Source organism: Pseudomonas sp. ASL3, assembly GCF_056680425.1.
The window spans coordinates 5,725,489-5,744,758 of record NZ_CM155281.1 but is presented as its reverse complement, the minus strand read 5'-3'; the positions used below and the strand labels follow the sequence as shown (position 1 = coordinate 5,744,758).

General features: G+C 58.7%; 20 protein-coding genes. 10 read left to right on the top strand and 10 right to left on the bottom strand.

Annotation, left to right across the window (positions count from 1 at the left end; genetic code table 11):
* Positions 1-3 precede the first annotated feature (3 nt).
* The 5 genes from exbD (at position 4) to AC1MEE_RS26205 (ending at position 5,771) form a co-directional block, all read left to right on the top strand.
* Complete coding sequence (gene exbD, locus AC1MEE_RS26225; RefSeq protein ID WP_480412398.1) at positions 4-432, top strand: TonB system transport protein ExbD; 429 nt, start codon at positions 4-6, stop codon at positions 430-432.
* Entirely contained in the window at positions 429-1,193 is a 765-nt protein-coding gene (locus AC1MEE_RS26220; protein WP_480412397.1) for an energy transducer TonB, read from the top strand. Before exbD ends, AC1MEE_RS26220 begins: the two co-directional genes overlap by 4 nt.
* A gap of 93 nt (positions 1,194-1,286) precedes the next feature.
* Complete coding sequence (locus AC1MEE_RS26215; RefSeq protein WP_480412396.1) at positions 1,287-2,222, top strand: hydrogen peroxide-inducible genes activator; 936 nt, start codon at positions 1,287-1,289, stop codon at positions 2,220-2,222.
* On the top strand, positions 2,219-4,294 hold the full coding sequence (recG, locus tag AC1MEE_RS26210; protein WP_480412395.1) for an ATP-dependent DNA helicase RecG: 2,076 nt from the start codon (positions 2,219-2,221) through the stop codon (positions 4,292-4,294). The genes AC1MEE_RS26215 and recG overlap by 4 nt, the downstream gene beginning before the upstream one ends.
* Positions 4,295-4,370: 76 nt before the next feature.
* Positions 4,371-5,771 (top strand): aminoacyl-tRNA deacylase and HDOD domain-containing protein, encoded by a 1,401-nt coding sequence (locus AC1MEE_RS26205; protein ID WP_480412394.1) that lies wholly within the window; start codon positions 4,371-4,373, stop codon positions 5,769-5,771.
* Positions 5,772-6,037: 266 nt separating this feature from the next.
* Here the strand turns inward: AC1MEE_RS26205 and AC1MEE_RS26200 are convergent, their stop codons facing one another.
* The 4 genes from AC1MEE_RS26200 to AC1MEE_RS26185 form a co-directional block, all read right to left on the bottom strand.
* Complete coding sequence (locus tag AC1MEE_RS26200) at positions 6,038-6,412, bottom strand: helicase (protein ID WP_480412393.1); 375 nt, start codon at positions 6,410-6,412, stop codon at positions 6,038-6,040.
* A 246-nt stretch (positions 6,413-6,658) separates the two neighbouring features.
* On the bottom strand, positions 6,659-6,934 hold the full coding sequence (locus tag AC1MEE_RS26195) for an HU family DNA-binding protein (protein ID WP_480412392.1): 276 nt from the start codon (positions 6,932-6,934) through the stop codon (positions 6,659-6,661).
* A 189-nt stretch (positions 6,935-7,123) separates the two neighbouring features.
* Positions 7,124-8,272 (bottom strand): NAD(P)/FAD-dependent oxidoreductase, encoded by a 1,149-nt coding sequence (locus tag AC1MEE_RS26190; RefSeq protein ID WP_480412391.1) that lies wholly within the window; start codon positions 8,270-8,272, stop codon positions 7,124-7,126.
* A 48-nt stretch (positions 8,273-8,320) separates the two neighbouring features.
* The gene (locus AC1MEE_RS26185; protein WP_480412390.1) at positions 8,321-8,488 is read right to left on the bottom strand and encodes a rubredoxin; all 168 of its coding nucleotides are present in this window, start codon (positions 8,486-8,488) and stop codon (positions 8,321-8,323) included.
* Positions 8,489-8,746: 258 nt separating this feature from the next.
* On the opposite strand from AC1MEE_RS26185, the gene AC1MEE_RS26180 reads away from it, so the two are divergent.
* Both AC1MEE_RS26180 and ubiA read left to right on the top strand, forming a co-directional pair.
* A complete protein-coding gene (locus AC1MEE_RS26180) occupies positions 8,747-9,265 on the top strand; it encodes a chorismate lyase (RefSeq protein WP_480412389.1) in 519 nt (172 codons plus the stop codon).
* Positions 9,265-10,155 (top strand): 4-hydroxybenzoate octaprenyltransferase, encoded by an 891-nt coding sequence (ubiA, locus tag AC1MEE_RS26175; protein ID WP_480412388.1) that lies wholly within the window; start codon positions 9,265-9,267, stop codon positions 10,153-10,155. Before AC1MEE_RS26180 ends, ubiA begins: the two co-directional genes overlap by 1 nt.
* Before the next feature lie 42 nt (positions 10,156-10,197).
* On the opposite strand, the gene AC1MEE_RS26170 is transcribed toward ubiA, so the two are convergent.
* A complete protein-coding gene (locus AC1MEE_RS26170; protein ID WP_480412387.1) occupies positions 10,198-10,572 on the bottom strand; it encodes a COG4315 family predicted lipoprotein in 375 nt (124 codons plus the stop codon).
* Between the two features lie 150 nt (positions 10,573-10,722).
* On the opposite strand from AC1MEE_RS26170, the gene phoB reads away from it, so the two are divergent.
* From phoB to AC1MEE_RS26155, 3 genes are all read left to right on the top strand, one after another.
* Positions 10,723-11,412: a phosphate regulon transcriptional regulator PhoB gene (gene phoB, locus AC1MEE_RS26165; protein WP_480412386.1), complete on the top strand. Its 690-nt coding sequence runs from the start codon at positions 10,723-10,725 to the stop codon at positions 11,410-11,412.
* Positions 11,413-11,489: 77 nt separating this feature from the next.
* Positions 11,490-12,791: a phosphate regulon sensor histidine kinase PhoR gene (phoR, locus tag AC1MEE_RS26160; RefSeq protein ID WP_480412385.1), complete on the top strand. Its 1,302-nt coding sequence runs from the start codon at positions 11,490-11,492 to the stop codon at positions 12,789-12,791.
* Between the two features lie 111 nt (positions 12,792-12,902).
* Complete coding sequence (locus AC1MEE_RS26155) at positions 12,903-14,243, top strand: hemolysin family protein (RefSeq protein WP_480412384.1); 1,341 nt, start codon at positions 12,903-12,905, stop codon at positions 14,241-14,243.
* A gap of 22 nt (positions 14,244-14,265) precedes the next feature.
* On the opposite strand, the gene AC1MEE_RS26150 is transcribed toward AC1MEE_RS26155, so the two are convergent.
* The 5 genes from AC1MEE_RS26150 to pstB all read right to left on the bottom strand — a co-directional run bounded on the left by AC1MEE_RS26150 (position 14,266) and on the right by pstB (position 19,246).
* Complete coding sequence (locus tag AC1MEE_RS26150; protein WP_480412383.1) at positions 14,266-15,162, bottom strand: peptidoglycan DD-metalloendopeptidase family protein; 897 nt, start codon at positions 15,160-15,162, stop codon at positions 14,266-14,268.
* Between the two features lie 230 nt (positions 15,163-15,392).
* Positions 15,393-16,346, bottom strand: coding sequence for an IS1595 family transposase (locus tag AC1MEE_RS26145; protein ID WP_480412382.1), 954 nt, complete (start codon positions 16,344-16,346; stop codon positions 15,393-15,395).
* A gap of 119 nt (positions 16,347-16,465) precedes the next feature.
* Complete coding sequence (locus AC1MEE_RS26140) at positions 16,466-17,371, bottom strand: response regulator (RefSeq protein WP_480412381.1); 906 nt, start codon at positions 17,369-17,371, stop codon at positions 16,466-16,468.
* A gap of 159 nt (positions 17,372-17,530) precedes the next feature.
* Positions 17,531-18,292, bottom strand: coding sequence for a phosphate signaling complex protein PhoU (gene phoU / locus AC1MEE_RS26135; RefSeq protein WP_480412380.1), 762 nt, complete (start codon positions 18,290-18,292; stop codon positions 17,531-17,533).
* Between the two features lie 120 nt (positions 18,293-18,412).
* Positions 18,413-19,246: a phosphate ABC transporter ATP-binding protein PstB gene (gene pstB / locus AC1MEE_RS26130; protein ID WP_480412379.1), complete on the bottom strand. Its 834-nt coding sequence runs from the start codon at positions 19,244-19,246 to the stop codon at positions 18,413-18,415.
* Positions 19,247-19,270: the final 24 nt, after the last annotated feature.

Genomic DNA, 19,270 nt, shown 5'->3' with positions numbered 1-19,270 from the left:
ACCATGGGCCTGCATCTGAACGAAAACAGTGGCGATGATCTCGTCGAAAACCACGAAATCAACGTCACGCCGTTTATCGACGTCATGTTGGTGCTGCTGATCATCTTCATGGTGGCAGCCCCTCTGGCGACGGTCGATATCAAGGTCGACCTGCCGGCCTCCACCGCCAAGTCGGTTGCCCGGCCGGAGAAACCGCTGTTTCTCAGCGTCAAGGCTGATCAGAGCCTGTTCCTCGGTGAAGAAAAAGTCAGTCGCGAACAGCTTGGGCCAGTGCTCGACGCCAAGACCAAGGGCCAGAAGGACACGACGATCTTCTTCCAGGCCGACAAGGGTGTGGACTACGGCGACCTGATGGAGGTGATGAACGCCCTGCGTGGCGCTGGCTACCTGAAAGTCGGCCTGGTAGGTCTTGAGACGGTTGGCAAGAAATGATGACACCGCGCCAAAAACTGACGCGCTATAGCGGTAGTCTGTTGTTGGTGCTCGCCGTTCACGCCGTCGCGATTATCCTCGCGATGCGCTGGTCGACACCCCAGGCCATCGAACTGCCTCCGGCTGCGATGATGGTCGAACTGGCGCCGCTGCCAGCACCCGCACCGCCAGCGCCGCTGCCGCCAAAAGTGGTGCAGCCGCCGCAACCACCGGCGCCGGTTGAAGATCTGCCGCTGCCGAAACTGGCTGAAGCGCCGAAACCGGAAATCGCTATCCCCAAACCGGCCAAACCCAAAGCCAAACCACAGCCGCCCAAACCGCAGCTGCTCAACCCTCAGAAGAAAGCGGAGCCGCCGCAGGAAAAACCTGCCGAGGACAAACCAGTGGATATGCCGCCCACGACTGCTCCGCAGACGAAATCAACAGCTCCTGTACAGGCGTCGAGCCCACCTTCGACGAGCAATGCGACACCCAACTGGCAAAGCGATTTGCAGCGGCATCTGGCCAAATACAAGCGCTACCCGGAAGATGCTCGCCGACGCGGCGTACAAGGAACCGTCCGTTTGCGCTTTGTCGTCGATGCTGAAGGCAAGGTGCTGTCCTTCTCTCTGGTGGGTAACTCCGGCAACGCCTCACTGGATCGAGCCACACTGGAAATGATCCGTCGCGCGCAGCCGGTACCTATACCGCCTGCCGAAACACTCGCCAACGGCACAGTGGAAATACTTGCGCCTTTCATTTATTCCCTGGATAAACGCTGAAATCGTAGTTTTGATCTACTTGAGCACTGTTGATAACGTGCGTCTATCGATTGCAGCCGCTATGCTGGAGCGGCAACTTCATGGACGCATGCTATGACTCTTACAGAATTGCGCTACATCGTTACGCTCGCCCAAGAGCAGCACTTCGGCCATGCGGCCGAGCGTTGCCATGTCAGCCAACCGACTCTCTCGGTGGGCGTGAAAAAGCTTGAAGATGAACTCGGTGTGCTGATTTTCGAGCGCAGCAAGAGCGCCGTACGCCTGACGCCCGTCGGCGAAGGTATCGTCGCTCAGGCGCAAAAAGTTCTCGAACAGGCGCAGGGCATCCGCGAACTGGCCCAAGCTGGAAAAAACCAGCTGACTGCGCCCCTCAAGGTCGGTGCGATCTACACCGTCGGCCCGTATCTGTTCCCGCATCTGATCCCGCAACTGCACCGGGTCGCCCCGCAAATGCCGTTGTACATCGAAGAAAACTTCACCCACATCCTGCGCGACAAACTGCGCAATGGGGAGTTGGACGCGATCATCATCGCGCTGCCGTTCAACGAAGCCGACGTGCTGACCCTGCCGCTGTACGACGAGCCGTTCTATGTACTGATGCCGGCGGGCCATCCATGGACCAAGAAAGAGTCCATTGATGCCTCGGCACTGAACGACAAGAGCTTGTTGCTGCTCGGCGAAGGCCACTGCTTCCGTGATCAGGTGCTCGAAGCGTGCCCGACACTGACCAAAGGCAGCGACGGCGGCAAACACACTACGGTCGAGTCCAGCTCGCTGGAAACCATTCGCCACATGGTCGCTTCCGGCCTGGGCATCTCGATCCTGCCGATGTCGGCGGTCGACAGCCATCACTACGCACCTGGCGTGATCGAAGTTCGTCCGCTGACGCCGCCGATTCCTTTCCGCACCGTCGCCATCGCTTGGCGCGCAAGCTTCCCTCGGCCCAAAGCAATCGAGATCCTCGCTGACTCCGTGCGCCTGTGCTCGGTGGCTCGTCCCAAAGCAGAAGCGAGCCAAGTCGCGACATGAGCGAGCTGTCCAAAGTCTCCGTCACTGCGCTCAAAGGCGTAGGCGAGGCCATGGCCGAGAAGCTGGCCAAGGTCGGCCTGGAGAACCTTCAGGACATGCTGTTCCACTTGCCGTTGCGCTATCAGGATCGTACCCGTGTCGTGCCCATCGGAGCGTTGCGTCCCGGGCAGGATGCGGTGATCGAAGGCGTGGTCAGCGGCGCGGACGTGGTCATGGGCAAGCGCCGCAGCCTGCTGGTGCGCCTGGGCGATGGCAGCGGCGTACTCAGCCTGCGTTTTTATCACTTCAGCAACGCGCAGAAAGACGGAATGAAACGTGGCACGCACCTGCGCTGCTACGGTGAAGCCAGACCCGGTGCGTCGGGACTGGAAATCTATCACCCGGAGTACCGCGCGCTGACCGGTGTTGAGCAAATCCCGGTAGAACAGACCCTCACACCGATTTACCCGACCACCGAAGGCCTGACTCAGCAGCGTTTGCGCCAACTGTGCCAGCAAAGCCTGGCGCTGCTCGGCCCGAAAAGCCTGCCCGACTGGCTCCCTGAAGAATTGGCGCGCGACTACCAACTGGCGCCGTTGGACGATGCCATTCGTTATTTGCATCACCCACCAGCCGACGCCGACCTCGAAGAACTCGCCCTCGGTCATCATTGGGCCCAGCATCGTCTGGCGTTCGAGGAGTTGCTGACTCATCAACTGTCGCAACAACGCCTGCGTGAGAGCCTGCGCTCGCAACGTGCCCCGGCATTGCCCAAGGCGAAAACGCTACCCGCCCAATTCCTCGCCAATCTCGGCTTTGCGCCCACCGGTGCGCAACAAAGGGTCGGCAACGAAGTCGCCTACGACCTGAGCCAGCCAGAGCCCATGCTGCGTCTGATTCAGGGTGATGTCGGCGCGGGCAAGACCGTGGTCGCCGCCCTCGCCGCCTTGCAGGCGCTTGAAGCGGGGTATCAGGTGGCATTGATGGCGCCGACCGAAATTCTCGCCGAACAGCACTACGTCAACTTCAAACGCTGGCTCGAACCGCTGGGCATTGACGTCGCATGGCTGGCCGGCAAGCTCAAGGGCAAAGCTCGGGCCGCATCGCTGGAGCAGATCGCTGGCGGCGCGCCGATGGTGGTTGGTACCCATGCACTGTTTCAGGATGAAGTGCAGTTCAAAAATCTGGCACTGGTGATCATCGACGAACAACATCGCTTCGGCGTGCAACAGCGCCTGGCCCTGCGTAAAAAAGGCGTTGGCGGCCTGATGTGTCCGCATCAGTTGATCATGACGGCGACACCGATCCCGCGCACCTTGGCCATGAGCGCCTATGCCGACCTCGACACCTCGATCCTCGACGAACTGCCACCGGGCCGGACACCGGTCAATACCGTGCTGGTGGCTGACAGCCGCCGTGTCGAAGTGGTCGAGCGGGTCCGCGCCGCCTGCGCTGAAGGGCGTCAGGCCTATTGGGTGTGTACCCTGATCGAAGAATCCGAAGAGCTCACCTGCCAGGCCGCCGAAACCTCATACGAAGAGCTGACCAGCGCCTTGGGCGAGTTGCGCGTGGGCTTGATCCACGGGCGCATGAAGCCCGCGGAAAAAGCCGCGGTCATGGCCGAGTTCAAACAAGGCGCCTTGCAACTGTTGGTGGCGACCACGGTGATCGAGGTGGGTGTCGACGTGCCCAACGCCAGCCTGATGATCATCGAAAACCCCGAGCGTCTTGGCCTGGCGCAACTGCACCAGTTACGCGGACGCGTCGGTCGGGGCAGCGCCGCGAGTCATTGTGTGCTGCTCTACCATCCGCCGCTGTCGCAGATCGGTCGCCAACGCCTGGGCATCATGCGCGAGACCAATGATGGTTTCATCATCGCCGAAAAAGATCTGGAACTGCGCGGCCCTGGCGAAATGCTCGGCACCCGACAGACCGGCCTGCTGCAATTCAAGGTCGCCGACCTGATGCGCGACGCCGACCTGTTACCGGCGGTTCGTGATGCCGCGCAAGCCTTGCTGGAACGCTGGCCCCAGCATGTCAGCCCGCTGCTGGAGCGCTGGTTGCGTCATGGCCAGCAATATGGACAAGTGTAAAGAGTGTCAGCCTATAACAACGCAAAATAACTAAGCTGGTTATACTCTCCCGATTGTAAGAACCTGGATACATACCATGACAGAAGTTGCCTTCGCCGATGCAGCCCCGCACGCCCCGTCTGTCATCCGGTTGCTGTTTGACAAATTAGCCATCAGCTACCGCGAAGTCATGGATGACACGAGTCTCCCTGCCTCTCGGAAGGTCCAGGCGATATTGGTCGGCGACGCTATCGGCATGCTGACGGTGTTATTCCCGCAAAATCACCTGCTGGACCTCAATCGTCTCGCTGAGCTGACGGGCCGGCATTTGACTGCCGTTCCGCAGGAGCGCATCAACAAGCTGCTTGGCCCACACAACAGGAGCATTCTGCCCGGCCTGCCAGCGCTGAGCAGCTCCCCCTGCCTGTACGAAGAAACTCTGCTGCAAGAGCCGACGCTGTTGATCAACTCCGGCGAGCCGGGCATCTTGCTGGAAATCTCCAGTGAGGCCCTCAAAGGCATGCTGAGCAAGGCCAGCGCGGCGAATTTCGGTGAGCAGCTGAACTCGATCCGGCCCAACCTTGACCGTCCGGACGATGACCGCGAGGAAATCACCCAGGCGATGCATGCCTTCACCGCACGTCGCATTCAGCAACGCCTGGAAGCGACGCTGGAGATCCCGCCGCTGGCGGAGACCGCGCAAAAAATCATCAAACTGCGGGTCGATCCCAACGCCACTATCGATGACATTACCGGCGTGGTCGAAACCGACCCGGCGTTGGCGGCACAAGTGGTCAGTTGGGCCGCTTCGCCTTACTACGCGTCGCCCGGCAAAATCCGCTCGGTGGAAGACGCCATCGTTCGCGTGCTCGGCTTCGATCTGGTGATCAATCTGGCCCTGGGCCTGGCGCTGGGTAAAACCCTGAGCCTGCCCAAGGATCATCCGCAACACACCACGCCTTACTGGCAGCAGTCGATCTACACCGCCGCCGTAATCGAAGGCCTGACCCGCGCCATGCCGCGTGCCCAGCGCCCGGAAGCCGGCCTGACGTACCTGGCCGGTCTGCTGCATAACTTCGGTTACCTGTTGCTGGCCCACGTCTTCCCGCCGCACTTCTCGCTGATCTGCCGCCATCTGGAGGTTAATCCGCACCTGTGCCACAGCTACGTCGAGCAGCATTTGCTAGGCATCAGCCGTGAACAGATCGGGGCCTGGTTGATGCGCTACTGGGATATGCCTGACGAACTGGCTACAGCGCTGCGCTTCCAGCACGACCCGTCCTACGCCGGCGTTCATTGTGAGTACGCGAATCTGGTGTGCCTGTCGGTGCGCTTGCTGCGCAAAAATGGCATCGGCTCGGGCCCGCAAGAGGAGATTCCAGACGATCTGCTCGAACGCCTCGGCCTGACCCGCGAAAAAGCCGAAGAGTCGGTGAAGAAGGTACTGGAAGCCGAAGTACTGCTGCGCGAACTGGCGTCGCAATTTACCCAGCAGTAAAGCTTCGCAGGCAAGCCTGCTCCCACACAGGCTGTGTGAAAACCCCAACAGAAAACTGAACTGCGCGTTCGTACGTCAATTCAGAAATAGATCGGCTGCTGGACAGACCTGGATTTCACGTAGGAACGCGATTTTCAGGTCGGTTTTTAATCAGTTAATCGGTCGCGGAGGTTTTCACACAGCCTGCACAGAGGAATGCGACCTCCTGTGGGAGCAGGCTTGCAACTACGCGTCCCGCTGCGAATGGCGTTGCAGGATTGATCTGATCAGGCCGCTTTCTTCGCCTTGAGATACTTGGTCAAGCCCTGAAACCAGATCACCAGACCCGGATTGCCCTTGATCTGAATGTCCTTGTCCTGAATCCCCTGCATGAACGCCAATTGCTTGTTTTTGGCCTGCATCGTGGCGAAACCGAACGCCGCATCCTTGAAAGAAATCGCGAACGCTGGCTCGGCGATCACACCGGGATGACTGGTGAGGCGTTGGCCACTCACGATGAAATGACGCGCCACCTTGCCGTCGGACGTCTGCAACTGGAAGGTCAGTTCCTTGCCGGCCAATTGATTCTGGAAAGCGGGGTTGTTGCGACTGGCTTTGGCCATCAGCAGGCCGAGCATCCATAGAAGAAAACGAAATTTCATGCACACAGCCTCAGCGGGGGGAGAGCCGCTCAGGTCAAAGCGGCCGACAGCGCAGTGTAGCGGTTTGCGCTGGAAGCGACAGCAGCGAAATATCACTTGATCGACGAATATCGCTACAAAAATCGGATTGTTCGACAATTTTAAGCTGTCATAGCCTGCATTCTTCAGCGCGAAAAAATGGGCACCCGACCCGGTCGGCGTGCCCATTTTTGCTGCTATTCGCCTCCCGCTGAGGCTGCGAGCAGATTAAGGATTGACGCTATCTTTCAATGATTTGCCGGGCTTGAAAGCCACGGTGTTGCTTGCCTTGATTTTGACTGGCTCACCGGTTTGCGGGTTTTTGCCGGTGCGGGCACCACGATGGCGCTGCAAGAAAGTGCCGAAGCCGACCAGGGTGACGCTGTCTTTACGGTGCAGCGCGCCGGTGATTTCTTCAAGCACTGCGTTGAGTACGCGGTTGGCTTGTTCTTTGGTGAGATCTGCTTTATCAGCAATGGCGGCTGCGAGTTCTGGTTTACGCATATGAAGCCTCTTTGACGGTTTTTTGTTGTTATGTCCGTGCTGTTCTTCCCGAACAGCGACCAAAGCGCCGCAACAGCTCTACGTTGCGGCAGACGGGAATGAGGATGGCATGCTGTCGGGGCCCGCGCCAGCCTGTGCGCGACGTTTGTAGAGGCAAAAACGTGGCTTATCCGACAGAACGACCAGTATTTACGCCAACAGGGGCGGGAGGGCTTTGTTTAGAGCCAGTTTTTCCATCACGGCGGTGCCGGTCAGGGCATAGCCGAGCAAATTGCCATTGGCGTCGTGGCACAGGGCTTTGATATCAGCGCCCTGCCCTTCGACGCTCCACTCACCTGCCATGCCCCGGGGCGGAGGCGAAACCACCAACGGGCACACGGGGGTTTTCACGGTAACCGGCATAGGGCCGTATTTGACTGCGGTCGGGTTGCCAGCAAGGGTTTGCGCCAGGGCCCTGGCACAGCTCATCAACGGCATGACGTAGAGCAAATTCAGGCCATCGACTTCCGCACAGTCGCCCAACGCGTAGATATTGGCGTGGGATGTCTTCAAATGGCGATCGACCACGATCCCGCGACCGGTTTGCAAACCTGCTGCGGCAGCCAGATCGACACGCGGACGCAAACCGATGGCCGAGACCACGACATCACACAGCAGCACTTCACCATCGGACAGATGCGCCTCAAGCCCCTGTTCGGCACGCAGCAGGCGCGTCAGCACGGGCCCCAGGTGGAAACGAGCTCCCAGCCCTTCCAGGCCCGCTTGCACGGCGGCAGCGGCTGCAGGGTGAAGCAAGGTCGGCATGACTTGCTCGCAGGGCGCAACCAGATCGACTTCATAGCCACCCAGGATCAGGTCGTTGGCGAACTCACAGCCAATCAAACCGGCACCCAGCAGCAGAACCCTATGTTTACCCGCTGCCGCAGCGCGAAAACGTGCGTAATCCTCCAGATCATTGATCGGGAAAATCGCGTCACTGGCATCGCCTTCCACGGGAACGCGCACGGTTTCAGCACCCCAGGCCAGGATCAGGTCGCGGTAGTACACGGCCTCCTCGCCAATCCACAAGCGTTTGTGACCCGGATCGATGCCGCTGATGCGCGTATGGGTGCGCACTTCGGCTTTCAATTGCTCAGCCATCGCGCCGGGTTCAGCCATGCTCAGGCCATCGGCTTCCTTGTTTTTGCCAAAGCCGGTGGAGAGCATCGGTTTGGAGTAGGAACGCCCGTCATCCGCGGTGATCAGCAGCAGCGGCGTTTCGTCATCGAGCTTGCGAAATTCCCGGGCGAGGTTGTAGCCCGCCAGGCCAGTGCCCACGATCACGACAGGTGCGTTCATTCAGTTCTCCTTATTGGGAATCCAGCAGGTAAAAAGTCGAGGGGGTGATCAGCTGATTTCGATCATTTCGAAGTCGATTTTGCCCACACCGCAGTCCGGGCAGAGCCAGTCTTCGGGCACGTCCTGCCAGAGGGTGCCTGCGGCGATACCGTCATCCGGCCAGCCGTCAGCCTCGTTATAGATCAAGCCACAGACAATGCATTGCCACTTCTTCATCGGTAAATACTCTCGGTTCTCAGGCGGTCATGGACCGGCGGTCGATGGATAAAGCGATTGCCGCCAGGCTCAGGGCGTTTTGTACTGATCGGGACGTTCAGATGCAAGCGGGATCGACGCAAGAGGGTTGAGCGCAGAGGCAGACCCGGCAATCAAACATGCTAAGCTCGCCGCCTCGATTGTTGCCAATAATTACCCACCGTGCCCCACCAAAGCCCTCTTCTTGTTGCCCCTGACTGGCGCCAGCAAAATCAGCTGATGGATTTGCCCGAGCCTGTAACGCTCGATTGGCTGTTCAATCAAGACTCGCTGACCCGTCGTCTGACGCGCCTGTCTGCCAATGGTTTCAGCGTGACCCCACTGTTCGAGGGCTGGAAAGCGTTGCGCGCGGATGAATGTGCAGCGCTGGATTTACCCGATCACAGCCTCGGCTGGGTACGCGAGGTGTATTTACGCGGCCAGGGCCAGAAGTGGGTCTTTGCCCGCAGCGTCGCCGCGCAAAGCGCCCTGCAGGAAGGCGGGCTGAATATGGATGAACTGGGCACACGGTCCCTGGGCGAGTTGCTGTTTTGCGACGAGGCATTCGAGCGCGGTGCCCTTGAAGTGTGCCATTACCCCGGTGCGTGGCTGCCCGGCGATGACGCAATAGAAGGCTTATGGGGCCGGCGCTCACGCTTCAGCCGTGGCGCCTTGAGTCTGTTGGTGGCGGAGGTCTTTCTGCCGAATCTGTGGCACGCGATCGAGATCGCCGGGCCCGCCGTTACGGAGCGTCATTGATGTACCTGAGCCTGCTTAAATCGCTGAACCGTCTGAATCCACGGGTCTGGGACTTTATCCAGCTGACGCGCGTCGACAAACCCATTGGCATTTATCTGCTGCTGTGGCCGACCTTATGGGCGCTGTGGATCGCGGCCAAGGGCGTACCGCCGACAAGCAATCTGTTGATTTTCGTGATCGGCGTGATTCTGATGCGCGCCGCTGGCTGCGTGATCAATGACTTCGCCGACCGCAAAGTCGACGGCCACGTCAAACGCACCGAACAGCGTCCGTTGATCAGCGGCAAGGTCAGCTCCCGTGAAGCGTTGGTGTTATTTGCGGTACTAGTGGGTTTAAGTTTCCTGCTGGTGTTGCTCACCAACTCGCTGACTATCTGGCTGTCGTTCGGTGGCTTGGCGCTGGCGGCGTGCTACCCCTTCATGAAGCGCTATACCTACTACCCACAAGTGGTGCTGGGCGCGGCGTTTTCGTGGGGCATGCCGATGGCCTTCACTGCCCAGACCGGCGACCTGCCTGCTGCGGCCTGGCTGCTGTACATCGCCAACTTGCTGTGGACCGTGGGCTATGACACTTACTACGCGATGACTGACCGAGAAGACGATCTGAAAATCGGGGTCAAATCCACCGCCGTGCTGTTCGGCGATGCCGACCGGGTGATCATTCTGACATTGCAGGGCCTGGCGCTGGGTTGTCTGCTGCTGGCCGGATCACGTTTCGAGCTGGGGACGGGTTTCCACCTGGGGCTGTTGGTAGCCGCTGGGTGTTTTGTCTGGGAGTTCTGGTACACGCGCAATCGCGAGCCGCAGGTCTGTTTCAAAGCTTTTTTGCATAACCACTGGGCGGGACTGGCGATTTTTGTCGGGATCGTCGCCGACTATGCGCTGCGTTAACCGTCAGGGTTCAAGCTGATGGCTAACGCCGCGAATGGGTGCCTAATGCTTGGCGTGCCAGACGTCGCCCTTACCGTCACCGTTCATATCACCGGGTTTTTCATCCATTTTGTAGGTGTAAAGCGGCTTGCCATCGTAGGCCCACTGCATTTTGCCGTCGTCGCGCTTGACCGTCGTCCACTTGCCCATGGCCTTGCTGCCCATAGGAGCCATCATCGGCGGCCAGTTTTCGGCGCACTTGGCATTGCACATGGATTTACCGCCGGCATCTTTGTCGAAGGTGTAAACCGTCATACCTTTCTGATCAACCATCATTCCATCTTTCATCATGGCCGGGTCAGCAGCAAAGGCCATGCCTGAAGAAGCCAATGCAGCCGCTGTCAGCAGGCCCAGCAAGGTAGTTGAGATTTTAGTCATCGGATACGTCCTCTTCTTGTTGTAAGTCGGAACCCTAAGCGTAGACGCAGAATACGCAGGCATACTAGCTACGCCCCAAGCTGTCACACGACTGCAATAATTCCGTTATCTAATGCGGCCCAAGACAGTTAAATGACAAGAGGATTGAGCATGGCTGGCAGGAGTATTCTGATCGTTGACGACGAAGCGCCTATTCGCGAAATGATCGCCGTTGCATTGGAAATGGCCGGCTACGATTGCATGGAAGCCGAAAACTCCCAGCAAGCCCATGCCATCATTGTTGACCGCAAACCCGACCTGATCCTGCTCGACTGGATGCTGCCAGGCACCTCGGGCATCGAGTTGGCCCGTCGCCTCAAGCGTGATGAGCTGACCGGTGACATCCCGATCATCATGCTCACCGCCAAGGGTGAAGAGGACAACAAGATCCAGGGCCTGGAAGTCGGCGCCGACGACTACATCACCAAGCCGTTCTCGCCACGTGAGCTGGTCGCACGCCTCAAGGCTGTGTTGCGCCGGGCCGGGCCGGCCGATGGCGAGGCACCGATCGAGGTCGGCGGCCTATTACTCGACCCGATCAGTCACCGCGTCACCATCGACGGCAAACCAGCTGAAATGGGTCCGACCGAATACCGCCTGCTGCAATTTTTCATGACACACCAGGAACGCGCCTACACTCGCGGCCAACTGCTCGATCAGGTCTGGGGCGGCAATGTGTATGTCGAGGAGCGCACGGTGGATGTGCATATCCGGCGTCTGCGCAAAGCCCTCGGCGATGCTTACGAAAATCTGGTACAAACCGTGCGCGGCACCGGCTACCGTTTTTCCACCAAAAGCTGATCGCGCGCTTCTTTAAGCGCTCCCCTGCTTGACCTGCTTGATTGATTGACAGCCCACTCGACAAGGATGCGTTTGAATTGAATCAAAACTGGCATGGCACGCTGATCCGTCACATGCTGTTATTGGTCACCGCCTGCCTGGTGATCGGCTTGATCAGTGGCTATTACGGCTGGAGCCTGGCGGCTGGCCTGGGAGCTTACCTGGCCTGGACGCTCAAGCAATTGCTGCGTATGCACGACTGGCTGCGCCAGCATAAACCCGATGAGGCGCCTCCTGACGGGTATGGCTTGTGGGGCGAAGTATTTGACAGCATTTATCACCTGCAACGCCGCGATCAACGCGTGCGTGGCCGGCTGCAAGCGGTGATCGACCGCGTTCAGGAGTCCACCGCAGCGCTCAGAGATGCGGTGATCATGCTCGACAGCGACGGCAATCTGGAATGGTGGAATCGCGCAGCGGAAACCCTGCTTGGCCTGAAAACCCCGCAAGACAGCGGTCAGCCCGTGACCAATCTGGTGCGTCATCCTCGTTTCAAGGAATACTTCGAGCAGAACAATTACCTCGAACCGCTGGAAATCCCCTCGCCAATCAATGATCGCGTGCGCGTGCAATTACTCATCACTCGCTACGGCAACAATGAACACCTGATGCTGGTCCGCGATGTGACCCGCATCCATCAGCTCGAGCAGATGCGTAAAGACTTCGTCGCCAACGTCTCCCACGAGTTGCGCACACCACTGACGGTGATCTGCGGCTACCTGGAAACCTTGCTCGATAACGTTGAAGGGGTGAACCCGCGCTGGGTACGTGCCTTGCAGCAGATGCAGCAGCAGGGCGCACGCATGCAGACCCTGCTCAATGACTTGCTGTTGCTGGCCAAGCTCGAAGCCACTGACTATCCATCGGATAACCAGCCAGTGGTTGTATCCACGCTGCTGCAGACCATCAAGAACGATGCACAGGCCTTGTCCGGACAACGCAATCAGCACATCACCCTGGACATCGAGGGCAAGGCCCGGCTCAAGGGCAGTGAATCCGAACTGCGCAGTGCGTTTTCCAATCTGGTGTTCAACGCGGTGAAATACACCCCGGCCGAAGGCACGATCCGCATCCGCTGGTGGGACGACGAACAGGGCGCACACCTCAGCGTGCAGGATTCGGGTCCCGGCATCGAGAGCAAGCATTTGCCGCGACTGACCGAACGCTTCTACCGCGTCGACTCCAGCCGAGCCTCCAATACTGGTGGCACCGGACTTGGGCTGGCCATCGTCAAACACGTTTTGTTACGTCATCGCGGCACGCTGGATATCAGCAGTGTGCTGGGTAAAGGCAGCAGTTTTACCTGCCATTTTGCCCCTGCCCAGGTGATCAATCCTTAACCAGCCCCCTAGGCAAGCTGGCCTGTAGCCGCTACATTGCCGGTCTTATGCCCGCCATTTTGGCTGCGGCAGCACCCCCCCTAGTTGATACGGAACCTTTAAAACTCCACCATGGACCCTTCCCCTAGTTTTACCCTCGCCTCGCTCTTCGCCGATTTCGGCATGATGCTTTTTGCAATGATCCTGGTACTGCTCAACGGCTTTTTCGTTGCCGCCGAGTTCGCCATGGTCAAGCTGCGTGCGACCCGGGTCGAATCCATCGCCAAGAAAAACGGCTGGCGCGGTCATATCCTGCGCACCGTCCACAGCCAGCTGGACGCCTACCTTTCGGCTTGCCAACTGGGCATCACCCTCGCCTCCCTGGGCCTTGGCTGGGTCGGTGAACCGGCATTCGCCCATCTGCTCGAACCGCTACTGGATGCGGTCGGCGTAAATTCGCCGGAAGTGCTCAAGGGTGTGTCGTTCTTCAGCGCATTTTTCATCATTTCCTATTTGCACATCGTAGTCGGCGAGCTGGCCCCCAAATCCTGGGCGATCCGCAAACCCGAACTGCTGTCGCTGTGGACGGCTGTGCCGCTGTACCTGTTCTACTGGTCGATGTACCCGGCGATCTATCTGCTCAACGCCAGTGCCAACGGCATCCTGCGCATTGCCGGCCAAGGCGAACCCGGCCCCCATCACGAGCACCATTACAGCCGTGAAGAACTGAAGCTGATCCTGCATTCGAGCCGTGGACAAGACCCGAGCGACCAGGGCATGCGCGTGCTCGCCTCTGCCGTCGAAATGGGCGAACTGGAAGTGGTCGATTGGGCCAACTCCCGCGAAGACCTGGTGACCCTGGACTGCAATGCGCCGCTCAAGGAAATCATGGCGCTGTTCCGCCGCCACAAATTCAGCCGCTACCCGGTCTACGATGCCGAGCGCGGTGTGTTCGTCGGCCTGCTGCACATCAAGGATTTACTGCTGGAACTGGCGGCGCTGGACCATATCCCCGAGTCGTTCAACCTCGCCGAGCTGACCCGGCCACTGGAGCGCGTCTCCAAACACATGCCGCTGTCACGCCTGCTGGAACAATTCCGCCAGGGTGGCGCGCACTTCGCACTGGTCGAGGAAGCCGACGGCAAAGTCATTGGCTACCTGACCATGGAAGACGTGCTGGAAGTGCTGGTCGGTGATATTCAGGACGAACACCGCAAGGCCGAGCGCGGCATCCTCGCCTATCAACCGGGCAAGCTGCTGGTACGGGGCGATACGCCGCTGTTCAAGGTCGAACGCCTGCTGGGTGTCGATCTGGATCACATCGAAGCGGAAACCCTCGCCGGGCTGATCTACGAAACCCTGAAGCGTGTGCCCGAAGAGGAGGAGGTGCTGGAGGTTGAAGGCTTGCGCATCATCATCAAGAAGATGAAAGGGCCGAAGATCGTGCTGGCCAAGGTGCTCAAACTCGATTGAGCCCTTGCTGTGGGTGGGGAACTCAGTCCCCGGCCCGGGAAAAGTCGGGCAGACTGTCGACGCGCTGCGAGAAATGATAGGGAATCGATTCCAGCCCCAGCCCGACGTTGCGCTGTATCACGAAATGCAGATGAGGCCCGGTGCTGTTGCCGGTATTGCCGGAACGCGCCAGCGCGCTGCCCACAGCGACGTACTGACCTTCCTTGACGCTCACCGAGCCGCGCATCAGGTGCAGATAGACGCCCATGGTGCCGTCGTCGTGCAACACCCGCACGAAGTTGCCTGAAGGGTCCGAGCCGCGACCCGACTGGCCATTCTCGACCTTGATCACCGTCCCGGCCCGGGCAGCGATGATCTGCGTGCCTTCGGGCATGGCGATGTCCATTGCATAGCGACTTTTGACACCAAAGTGGCTGAATGCGCCATTCGGCCCCTGACTTATGCGAAACGGCCCGCCCTTCCACGGCAGCGGATAACTGTAACCCTGAGGTTGACGCTCCGGATCGCCCAGAGAGTAGCGCAGCCTGGGCGTGTAGCTCAGCGCTTTACCCGCCTGCCTGGGGCTGAGTACAGCCAGACGCACAGTGCTGCGCGCAGGCAATACCCGGTGGATCGGCTTTTCGGTCACACCCAACACGTTTTTCAGCGCCGTGACCTGCAACTCGACCTCGACCGGCGCGTACAAGTCGTTGCGCACAAACAGACTGTGTACGCCCTTGTCCTTCTTGATGCTCAAATGCACATGTTGTTCCAGGTGCTCGACTATGCGCTCGCGAGGCACCACCACCTTCGCACCCGGCGTCGGTCTGTCGGTAAACGAGACCACACCATTGGCATCGGTGAATTTATAGATAGTCACCGCCGCCACCGATTGTGCGGTCAGCAACAGCGCACACAGGATTAACAAGCGCTCGCGCATTGTGATTAATCTGGTGGGGTGGGTAGTAAATAGAGGGTAGCAGTGATCTACCACCATTTGGCATGGTGGCATCAATCAGTAGCAAAGAGATAAGCGCGTCAAGTCATTCCCACAGCGGATCTGTGTCGGGCACAAAAACTGTGGGAGCAGGATTTGGGCAAACCTCGAACAACTTGCCTGGGAACATAGAATCTCCCACGGATTGAGATCAACCACTGCGAATTCATTCGCTATGTCTGCGTTAGGTGTTGCACGGGTTGATGCCCGAGTGATTCCTTCAATAAAATCAATGGACTGATCTGGTTTCCATAACGTTCAAGCAAGCGCCGCCAACCCAGGTAATTGGCCAGATACTTGGTGGCTACACCATGGAATGGACGCAACCAGCCTTTCAGGCGGCTGTGATAGGCATTGACGTTCTGGATATGAAAAGCGCCATCCGTACGACGCTTTTGACGTGAGTTCAGGCGGTGATGAGTGATGCCTTCGGCTCTGGCAAAGCCGTGGTAGATCGCTGCGCTATCGGTGCATAGAATTGCATCAGGGTCGATCAGGGGCTTCAGTGCTCTACCGACATGAGCACCATTGAGCCGCTCCAACTGAAAGTCCGCATGCTGCCCGCTACGATCGCGCACAACCAGAACTGGTACCAGTTCATCGCTCATGCCTTTACTTTTCGCCTTGCCCCCTCGTTTGCGAGCGGGGCGCGGCATTTGTCGCTGCCCTTTGAATGACTCCAGAAAGAAGGTCTCATCAGCCTCGACGATTCCTGAAACATGCTGCGCGCGGTGCTCGGCAATCCAGCTCAGAAAGCGATGGCGCCAGCGGAATGCGGTATTTTTGTCCACGCCACAGAATTTAGCTGCTTTGCGCACCACCAGGCTTTGGGTCATCGCTTGCGCGTATTGGCCCCAACGCTCGCGGTGACGAAGGCGTGCCAGTGGTGTTCCGGTCAGGGCATTGCAGGTCCGCCCACAAGCCCGGCATCGGTAGCGCGCCAGTCCGTGACTTGAGCCCCAGGGACGAAGAGCTTCGGCTTGGCAACGTAGGCACTGTGAGGGCATGGCCAGTGCCTCCTCCAGCACCTCATGAGGGCAGGAGAGTTGCGCTTGTAATTGCTCTCGCTGTGCTGGGTTAAGTCGGTTCATCCCAGATAACCAGCTTTTGAATTCTGTCGCTCGCATTGCACACCTCCTGAGAAGGGATGTCGTACTTTGCAAGTCTAGCCTCTAGCAACACTTAACGCAGACATAGCTAATTCATTCGCGATGAAGGCGGTGTACCAGGCACACCGCCTCAGGGATCAACCGCCTGGAACGAAATGTTTCTGCGCAGTGCCACGAGCAATCAAGCGCGAGACGTAGTCGAGTTTCTGCGCGTCCTGATCGACGAAGCGGAAAGTCAGTTGCAGCCAGTCGCTGTCGGGCTTGGGTTCGTAAGCGACGATGGCGTGCAGGTAGCCATTGAGACGAGCGACTTCGGCGTTCTCGCCTTGCTCCAGGTCGAGTACGGCGCTGTCGAGCACCTGCGGCAGGTCTTCGCTGCGACGCACCACCAACAGCGCTTCCTTGAGGCTCAGCGCCTTGATCACGCATTGCTGGGTGCCGCTGGGCAAGCGCAGCTGGCCTTGACCACGACCGCCTGACGCAGGTGCTGGCGCGGCGGCTCGAGCGGCCGGGTTGATCAAAGGCTGCGCAGCCGGTGCCGATGAAGGCGCCGCTACGGGTTTGACCACTTCCGTCTTGCCGCCAGTCAGGGCACTGAGGGAGTCATTGCCGAACGCCGAATTCATCTTGGTCGGCGCACTGGCCAGCAAAGTATCGAGTTTGCCGACTTTGGCCAGGGCTTTCTTGACCTTGGTCAGCAGCTGGTCATTGGTGAACGGCTTGCCGATAAAGTCGGTGACGCCCGCATGAATCGCCTGGACCACGTTTTCCTTATCGCCCCGGCTGGTGACCATGATGAACGGCAGGGCCTTGAGGTTGTCCTGCTCACGGCACCAGGTCAGCAGCTCAAGACCGGACATCTCCGGCATTTCCCAGTCGCACAACACCATATCGAACGTCTGACGCTCCAGCAAAACCTGAGCCTTGCGACCGTTGACTGCGTCTTCGATATGAATACCGGGGAAGTAATTGCGTAAACCTTTTTTCACCAGATCGCGAATAAACGGCGCGTCATCCACAACCAACACACTGACTTTACTCATTGATCGTCCCCTATAAAATCCCGGCAAGCATAGCGCTGGCTGATGGCCAATTGCTAAACCGATTAACGACGCCAGGACTTTTCGTTCGCGGGCGGCTTGAATTAGAAGCCTGTAACGAAAACGCCCAGCAGCGTGCTGGGCGTTTTTTTGCAGGCAGTCTTATTTATCGTCAGGTTTGCCCAGAACATTAGCGCTATCGCTACTAATACCCTGCACTTCTTCTTTCATGCGTTTGAGGCCCAGGTGGCGGACGTCGGTACCGCGCACCAGGTAGATGACCAGTTCCGAAATATTGCGTGCATGATCGCCGATACGTTCCAGCGAGCGCAGCACCCAGATCACGTTGAGAACCCGCGCGATAGAGCGCGGATCTTCCATCATGTAGGTGACCAGCTCACGCAGCGCGGTCTTGTATTCGCGGTCGATGGTTTTGTCGTACTGGGCCACGGACAGCGCCAGATCGGCGTCGAAGCGGGCGAACGCATCGAGCGCATCGCGGACCATGTTGCGCACCTGATCGCCGATATGTCGCACTTCGACATAACCACGCGGCGATTCACCTTCTTCGCACAGCTGAATCGCACGCTTGGCGATCTTGGTCGATTCGTCGCCGATGCGCTCCAGATCGATCACGGACTTGGAAATGCTGATGATCAAGCGCAGGTCCGAGGCCGCTGGCTGCCGACGCGCAAGAATGCGCAGGCATTCTTCGTCGATATTGCGTTCCATCTGGTTGATCTGCTCGTCGACCTCACGAACCTGTTGGGCCAGGCCCGAGTCAGCTTCGATCAGCGCAGTCACCGCATCGTTGACCTGCTTTTCGACCAGGCCACCCATCGCCAGAAGATGACTACGCACCTCTTCGAGTTCGGCGTTGAACTGCTGGGAGATGTGGTGCGTAAGACTGTCTTTATCGATCATGGGGTCGCTCCGCGACAGCTCAAGCTACAAGCTTCAAGCTGCAAGTAGGTATGTAGTGTTCCAACATTCAACGCCGCTTCTGACTTGCGGCTTATAGCTTGAAGCTTGCAGCTGCTCCCCCTAACCATACCTGCCGGTAATGTAGTCTTCCGTCTGTTTTTTTGCCGGGTTAGTGAACAGCGTGTCGGTATCACCAAATTCGACCAGTTTGCCCATATACATGAAGGCGGTGTAGTCGGAGACCCGCGCCGCCTGTTGCATGTTGTGGGTCACGATGACGATGGTGTATTTGGATTTTAATTCATAGATCAGTTCTTCGACTTTCAGCGTCGAGATCGGATCGAGGGCCGAGCAAGGTTCGTCGAGCAATAGAACTTCCGGCTCCACGGCGATGGTGCGGGCGATCACCAGACGTTGCTGCTGACCACCGGACAGACCCAGTGCCGACTCGTGCAGGCGGTCTTTGACCTCCTCCCACAGCGCCGCGCCCTTGAGTGCCCACTCGACCGCTTCATCGAGTACACGTTTCTTGTTGATGCCCTGAATCCGTAACCCGTACACCACGTTTTCGTAGATGGTTTTCGGGAACGGGTTCGGCTTCTGGAACACCATGCCGACGCGACGACGCAGCTCAGCGACGTCTTCGCCCTTGCGATAGATGTTGTTGCCGTACAAGTTGATGGCGCCCTCCACACGGCAGCCGTCGACCAAATCGTTCATCCGGTTGAAGGTGCGCAGCAGGGTCGACTTGCCGCAGCCGGACGGGCCGATAAAGGCGGTCACGCGCTGCTTGGGGATATTCATGCTGACGTCGAACAACGCCTGTTTGTCGCCGTAGAACAGACTCAGGCCGGGGACTTCCAGGGCCACGGTTTCATCCGCCAGGCTCAGGCTTTGCTTGCTGCGTCCCAGGGCCGACATATTGATGCCGTGGGTATGGGTTTCTTGCTGCATGGTGTACTCCATACGCTAACAATT